Origin of the sequence: Vibrio sp. L3-7, from assembly GCF_963898195.1 — a bacterium.
GTDB classification, from domain to species: Bacteria; Pseudomonadota; Gammaproteobacteria; order Enterobacterales; family Vibrionaceae; genus Vibrio; species Vibrio echinoideorum.
Genome location: NZ_CAWQUW010000020.1, coordinates 52069 through 58178 on the forward strand (window position 1 = coordinate 52069; position 6110 = coordinate 58178).

At 41.4% G+C, this 6110-nt stretch carries 5 protein-coding genes, 1 rRNA gene and 1 riboswitch; of the genes, 4 read left to right on the plus strand and 2 right to left on the minus strand.

Annotation, left to right across the window (positions count from 1 at the left end):
- Window positions 1–86: 86 nt before the first annotated feature.
- On the minus strand, window positions 87–1196 hold the full coding sequence (gene trmA, locus AACW75_RS14585) for a tRNA (uridine(54)-C5)-methyltransferase TrmA (RefSeq protein ID WP_017075923.1): 1110 nt from the start codon (window positions 1194–1196) through the stop codon (window positions 87–89).
- Window positions 1197–1351: 155 nt separating this feature from the next.
- A riboswitch (cobalamin riboswitch) is annotated at window positions 1352–1555 on the plus strand.
- Between the two features lie 40 nt (window positions 1556–1595).
- Here trmA and AACW75_RS14590 point away from each other — a divergent pair.
- The 3 genes from AACW75_RS14590 to murI are packed head-to-tail and all read left to right on the plus strand — an operon-like array spanning window position 1596 to window position 4997.
- Window positions 1596–3416 (plus strand): TonB-dependent receptor domain-containing protein, encoded by a 1821-nt coding sequence (locus AACW75_RS14590; protein ID WP_145572101.1) that lies wholly within the window; start codon window positions 1596–1598, stop codon window positions 3414–3416.
- Between the two features lie 48 nt (window positions 3417–3464).
- Window positions 3465–4130: an adenine nucleotide alpha hydrolase gene (locus tag AACW75_RS14595; RefSeq protein ID WP_145572099.1), complete on the plus strand. Its 666-nt coding sequence runs from the start codon at window positions 3465–3467 to the stop codon at window positions 4128–4130.
- Window positions 4131–4190: 60 nt separating this feature from the next.
- Window positions 4191–4997 carry a glutamate racemase gene (murI, locus tag AACW75_RS14600; protein ID WP_029222711.1) on the plus strand — a complete coding sequence of 269 codons (807 nt, stop codon included), beginning with the start codon at window positions 4191–4193 and terminating at the stop codon, window positions 4995–4997.
- Here the strand turns inward: murI and AACW75_RS14605 are convergent.
- Entirely contained in the window at window positions 4960–5412 is a 453-nt protein-coding gene (locus tag AACW75_RS14605) for an RNA recognition motif domain-containing protein (protein WP_004736687.1), read from the minus strand. The two genes, murI and AACW75_RS14605, sit on opposite strands and share 38 nt — an antisense overlap.
- 609 nt (window positions 5413–6021) lie before the next feature.
- Between AACW75_RS14605 and AACW75_RS14610 the strand changes: the two genes are divergently transcribed.
- Window positions 6022–6110 (plus strand): 16S ribosomal RNA (locus AACW75_RS14610); the annotation flags it as partial.

Sequence of the window (6110 nt, forward strand, 5' to 3'; positions counted from 1 at the left end):
ACCAATCTACAAATAAAAAAAACGAGCCAATTGGCTCGTTTTTTGTATCCGTTGTTTGGCTTTGGCTTCGACCTAGAGAGCGATATTTACGCTTTACGCTCTAGGAATACACCGGCTTCCATGTGGTGCGTATAAGGGAACTGGTCAAATAGAGCAAAACGAGTGATGTCGTGTGTTTCGCTTAGAATGTCTAGGTTCTCTTTCAATGTCTCAGGGTTACAAGAGATGTACATGATACGCTCGTAGCCTTGCACCATCTTACAAGTATCAACATCCATACCTGAACGCGGTGGATCAACAAAGATAGTGTTGCAGTTGTAGCTCTTCAGATCGATGTTTGCTTGTTGCAGGCGGCGGAATTCACGCTTACCTTCCATTGCTACAGTAAAATCTTCTGCAGACATACGAATGATCTGAACATTTTCAATAGCGTTCGCTGCAATGTTGTATTGCGCAGATTCCACTGATGGTTTCGCTAGTTCTGTTGCCAATACTCGCTCAAAGTTTTGTGCCAGCGCTAATGAAAAGTTACCGTTACCACAGTAAAGCTCTAGTAAGTCACCTTTGCTGTCTTGAGTACAGTCGACAGCCCACTCCAGCATTTTTTCTGCTACTTTGCCGTTTGGCTGAGTAAAGCTGTTTTCTACTTGTTGGTAGATGTAGCTGTCACCATTCACGTCTAGCTTTTCAATGACGTAGTCGCGATCCAGTACGATTTTCATCTTACGTGCACGACCAATAAGGTTTAGGTTAAAACCCTCATCGTTTAGTTGCTGTTTAAGTGCTTTGGCATCTTGAATCCATTGCTCACCTAATTGACGGTGGTAAAGGAGTGATACTAAGATTTCACCACTTAATGTAGAAAGAAAATCGACTTGGAATAGCTTGTGACGTAGAGAATGGTTCTCTTTCATTGCACTCGTTAATAGAGGCATTAAGTCGTTGATAAGACGGCTAGCAGCAGGGAACTGGTCTACACGATATTTTTCTTTGGTTTCTTGATTGAACATGACGTAATACATATCGTCACCTTCATGCCACACGCGGAACTCAGCACGCATGCGGTAGTGTTGTTCTGGTGATTCATACACTTCCAGCTCAGGCACATTGTATTGTGAGAACATTTCAGTAAGACGTTCGGTCTTTTCTGTCAGTTGTTCTTGGTAGCGTTGCGGGTTTACATCTAAATTCGCCATTGTTATGCCTTTTTGCTGTCGTGCTTTTAAATCAAGAGCGCAGATTTTATTCAATCACAGACGCTTGTCCAGTGTTGAGAGCTATTCAGTGTAAATCGACCATGAAAACTATAGCTTATAACTATCTTAGACTAGACAAATGATTCATAGATTAATACTATCTCCCGCAAGCTGGTGCCATTTGGATGTATAGATGGCTGAAGAGGGAATCTGGTGTGAATCCAGAACTGACGCGCAGCGGTAAAAGAGAACGAATATTCATAGACACTGCAAATAGCGTTTTGTGGGAAGTCGAATATGAGGTAAACCAAAAGGTTGTGCTCTTGAGTCCGAATACCTGCCAGCGGCTAAGCCATACAATGTGGTTTGGTAGGACTTTACGCGATTTAGGATCACAACATGAACAAATCCCTTTTAGCGGTTGCTGTAGCATCGCTACTTTCACCTATCTCCAATTTACACGCCCAAGAAGCATCTGCTGACGAAACCATGGTGGTTACGGCTAACCGTTTTGAGCAACCTCTCAGTGAGGTTATTGCATCAACGACTGTTGTATCAAAACAAGAAATAGAAGAAATCCAAGCTAAATCTCTAGTGGATGTTTTGAAACGAGTACCTGGTGTTGAAGTTTCTCAAAGTGGCGGACGTGGACACAGCGCATCTGTTTTTATGCGCGGCTACAACAGTGATCAAGTCTTGTTTCTAGTTGATGGTGTCCGTATTGACTCTGCTGCTGGCGGTATTAATTTTAATCATATCCCAGTAGGCATTATTGAGAGAGTTGAAGTGATTCGTGGTTCTGGCGGCGCTCTTTATGGTTCTGATGCTGTAGCGGGTGTAATTAATATTATTACAGCCTCTGGTAGTTCAACTGAATCGACAATGATTTCCGTTGGAGCTGGTAGCGACGCTCAAAAGGAAGCTAACTTTTCGACGACTCGTAATTTGTCTAATGGCGGAACATTAAAACTCGCTGGTGGTTTTGATGAGACTGAAGGTTACGATATCAAAGATCCTGCTACTGGACTTAATTATGGATATGAAAGCCAAAATCTTTTTGCATCGTATTCTCAACCTATTAATGAGGCCTTTTCAGGGAGTGCTTCAGTTCGTTGGTTCGATAGTTTAACTGAGTATGACTCTGGTGGTAAGAACTATGGCTATTCTGAGAATCTGAGTGTTACAGCTGCTCTTGATTATAAAGGTGATAACTTAAGCTCGACTCTTAGGGCCAATCAACAAGCGATCGAGAACCTAGACTATTCGCAAGCTCAGGGTAAAGATAATGCAGGTACTAAGAAGAAAATAGACCTAACGAACTTACAGTTCTTAAATCAGTATTACATTAACGAGAACGTTTCTGTTGGTGCTGGTGCAGATTGGCGTAGAGAAAAGCTTGATGATGATGCTTTGTCATATGGTTCTCCTGATGCTCTAGCTGGCGAGTCTCGCGATACGACGGGTGTTTACGCTTCTTCTGAACTTAGATTCGGTGATGTTCAAATCGTAGGTAGTGTGCGTAACGATAAACACGATACATACGACAATCATACGACTTGGTCTTTAGGTACTCGCTATTACCTAACTGAGAAACACTCGTTAAGAGCTGCCGCAGGAACATCATTTAAAGCTCCGAGCTATTCTGATCTGACAACAAACTCAGACCTGAAGCCTGAAGAAGCTGAAAATCGCGAAATTGGATACACCGGTGAATTCGATTTATTCAAGCTGGATGTGACTGCATACGATAATGAAGTCGATAACTTAATCATTTGGTATGAAGGTAGCCCATTTTGGTATCCTCAAAACGTAGATGCAAAACTTAAAGGCATAGAAATTACAGGTAATTTTGACACGTGGTTTATCCATCACACGGTTGTTGCTGAATTTAAAGATCATAAAGACTCTGCGGGCAACAAATTAGCGAAGCGTGCTGATGAAAACTATAAGTGGTTGATGGATGCTTCATATGAAGATTTTGATTTGAACCTCACTTATACATACACGGGTGATAGAGCGGGTAATCCAAAAGAAACAACCGATCCAGATAATATTTTGCCATCAGTGAGCTTGTGGGATGTTTCTGTGGGGTATTGGATCTCCCCTGAGCTAGTGGTTCGTGGTCGAGTTGATAACTTAACTAACGAGAAATACCAAACAACGCTAGGATATAACGCTCCTGAACGCAGGTACTTTGCTAATCTAGCTTACCAATTCTAATTTACACCTAAACCGCCTCCGGGCGGTTTTTTCTTATTGGGTATATCAATGAAAAAGAAAGTCGTCATAAGTTGGTCGTCAGGTAAAGACTCGACATTAACGTTGGAGCGTCTACTTGAAAGCTCCGAATATGAAGTTGTTGCTCTCTATACTACTTACGTTGGTGATGAGGTCCCTTTCCAAGTGACTCCGATTGATTTGGTTGCCATGCAAGCTAAGCTGGTAGGTTTACCATTAGTAACGATTGAACTTCCTGAAGTGTTTCCAAGTAACGAGATCTATCAAAGTACCATTGTTTCAGCATTGAAAGGCTCAGGCTTATCAATTGATGCGGTCGCATTTGGCGATATGTTTTGTAATGGCATTGCCGATTATCGAAGAAGCTATATAGAACCCGCTGGTTGGGAATGTGTGTTCCCTCTCATGGGAGAGAGCAGTCAGGCACTTGCGAGTGAAATAATAGACAGAGGAATCGAAACCTTTCTCGTCACGGTCGATAGCGATGCATTAGACATGAGCTATTGCGGGAAGGAATACACACTTGAGCTAATAGGCAGCTTACCGAGTCATGTCGATCCATGTGGCGAAGATGGTGAGTTCCACACCTTAGTGACGTCAGCGCCATGCTTTAAAGGTAAGCTCAAGATAGAGCTAGGAAATGTAGAGCAAGGTGAGCGCTTTGTTCATCAACGTTATCAAGCTTGCATTATATAGAGTGAGGATTGGCGAAAACTAAGCGAAGGAGTATCATTGCAGCGAAACTTATTATAGGTAATCGTTGTGTCGGATAGTCTGCAAAAAAATATATTGGTCTTTGATTCTGGGGTGGGTGGTCTATCTGTATATAAAGAGATAAGCCAGTTACTACCGAATCATAACTATACTTATGTATTCGATAACGAGGCTTATCCATACGGTGAACTCGATCAACAAGTTCTTGTCCGCAGAGTCCAAAGTATCGTCGCTAGCTTTGTGGCTAGCCACGCTATTGATATCGTAGTAATAGCCTGTAATACCGCAAGTACGATTGTGTTACCTACACTCCGTGCTAATAATCTAATTCCAATTGTTGGCGTTGTTCCGGCAATCAAGCCGGCATCCCTACTTGCCAATAAAGCTGTGGGCCTCATTGCTACTCCCGCAACGATTACTCGTGAATACACACACGAGCTCATCAAAAACTTCTCGAGTAATAAAAGAGTCGAGCTTTTAGGTTCTACTCGGCTGGTGGATATGGCTGAAGATAAACTCAGAGGTGAGGCGATTAATCTTGAAGAGTTACAGCAAATCCTTCAACCGATGATCAATACAATTGATGTGGCCGTTTTAGGATGCACACATTTCCCACTGATCAAATCAGAGATTCAACAAGTCTTAGGTAAGAGTGTTTTATTGGTTGATTCCGGTAAAGCGATTGCGAAGCGAGTTCAAGATTTATTGGATTTGGAAAGTGGTAATAAAGAAAGGGGAGTGCGCGAGGTTTTTTGTAGTGCACTTCCTAAGAAAGAAAGTGCACTAAATAGCATGTTAAAGCAGTTAGGATTTAGCTCAGTTCAGCTTCGTCCGTTTCTGGATGTTTAGGATCATTTGCAACTCGCACTTTTAAAGTTCGTTGCATGTAATCTTTATCGTTAAGTTCTGAAATAGCATGATTTACATCATTGCTAGCCATTACGACAAATCCAAAGCCTCTTCTTTTTCCAGTACGTTTGTCTTTCATTAAGCGTACTGCAAATACTTCACCATACTCTGAGAATAATTCACGTACGTGTGATTCATTCGCTTTGTATGGAAGGTTACCTACATAAAGTGTTTTTGTTGATGCCTTAGGTTCTGAATCTGATTTTGAGTCGGTGCTTGAAAAGTTAACAACAAAAGCGGAAGCCAAGACACCAAGGATAAAGGTAATTGCAGGCGATATATCTACCTGAGAGAAAACAATGCCACCTAGAACAGCTAGTGCGACAATTAACAACATCGATTTTTTTGAGTTCATATCGGAATACTACATATTAATAAACGAAATAGACGCATCTACTCTTAACAAAATAGATACATGAATCTTACGTTCATGGTTTCCATTTTGCCAATGTATTGCTGTGATACGTCTCAAATGTTTAGTTTTTATTCGAAAAATGCGGATCTGGTGGCTTTTTAGGCGAACAAAACTTTTATTCAAAAAAGCCCTTGTGCTCTATGTCGATCTCTCTATAATGCCGCCTCACCGACACGGAGTGAGACGAAAGTCACACGGCGAAATCGGTAGAGAAAAAGGAGTTGAAAATAACCCTTGACTCTCTAAGTGGTGCAGGTATAGTACGCACCCCTAGCGACTGAGATGTGAATCACAAAACGCTAGCGCTCTTTAACAATTTAAACCTATCAATCTGTGTGGGCACTCGTTGATGAATATCAAAACGTTTTATCCTTTGGATAAAACAGTTACTTCGGTAACAAACTTGATTTCAATGAACTGAGTGACCAATACAAAATTAAGTTTACTTAATTTTGGCACAGTCAATTCATTACCATTCTGTTGGAATGGTAATAGCTTTAAAATTACATAGTAGTTTTGAAGTCAGTATTCGTTGAGTCACAAAATCTTAAATTGAAGAGTTTGATCATGGCTCAGATTGAACGCTGGCGGCAGGCCTAACACATGCAAGTCGAGCGGAAACGACAACATTGAATCTT

Coding starts and splice junctions, on each gene's coding strand:
- trmA (WP_017075923.1), bottom strand. CDS start 1,196: ATGGCGAATTTAGATGTAAACCCGCAACGCTACCAAGAACAACTGACA.
- AACW75_RS14590 (WP_145572101.1), top strand. CDS start 1,596: ATGAACAAATCCCTTTTAGCGGTTGCTGTAGCATCGCTACTTTCACCT.
- AACW75_RS14595 (WP_145572099.1), top strand. CDS start 3,465: ATGAAAAAGAAAGTCGTCATAAGTTGGTCGTCAGGTAAAGACTCGACA.
- AACW75_RS14605 (WP_004736687.1), bottom strand. CDS start 5,412: ATGAACTCAAAAAAATCGATGTTGTTAATTGTCGCACTAGCTGTTCTA.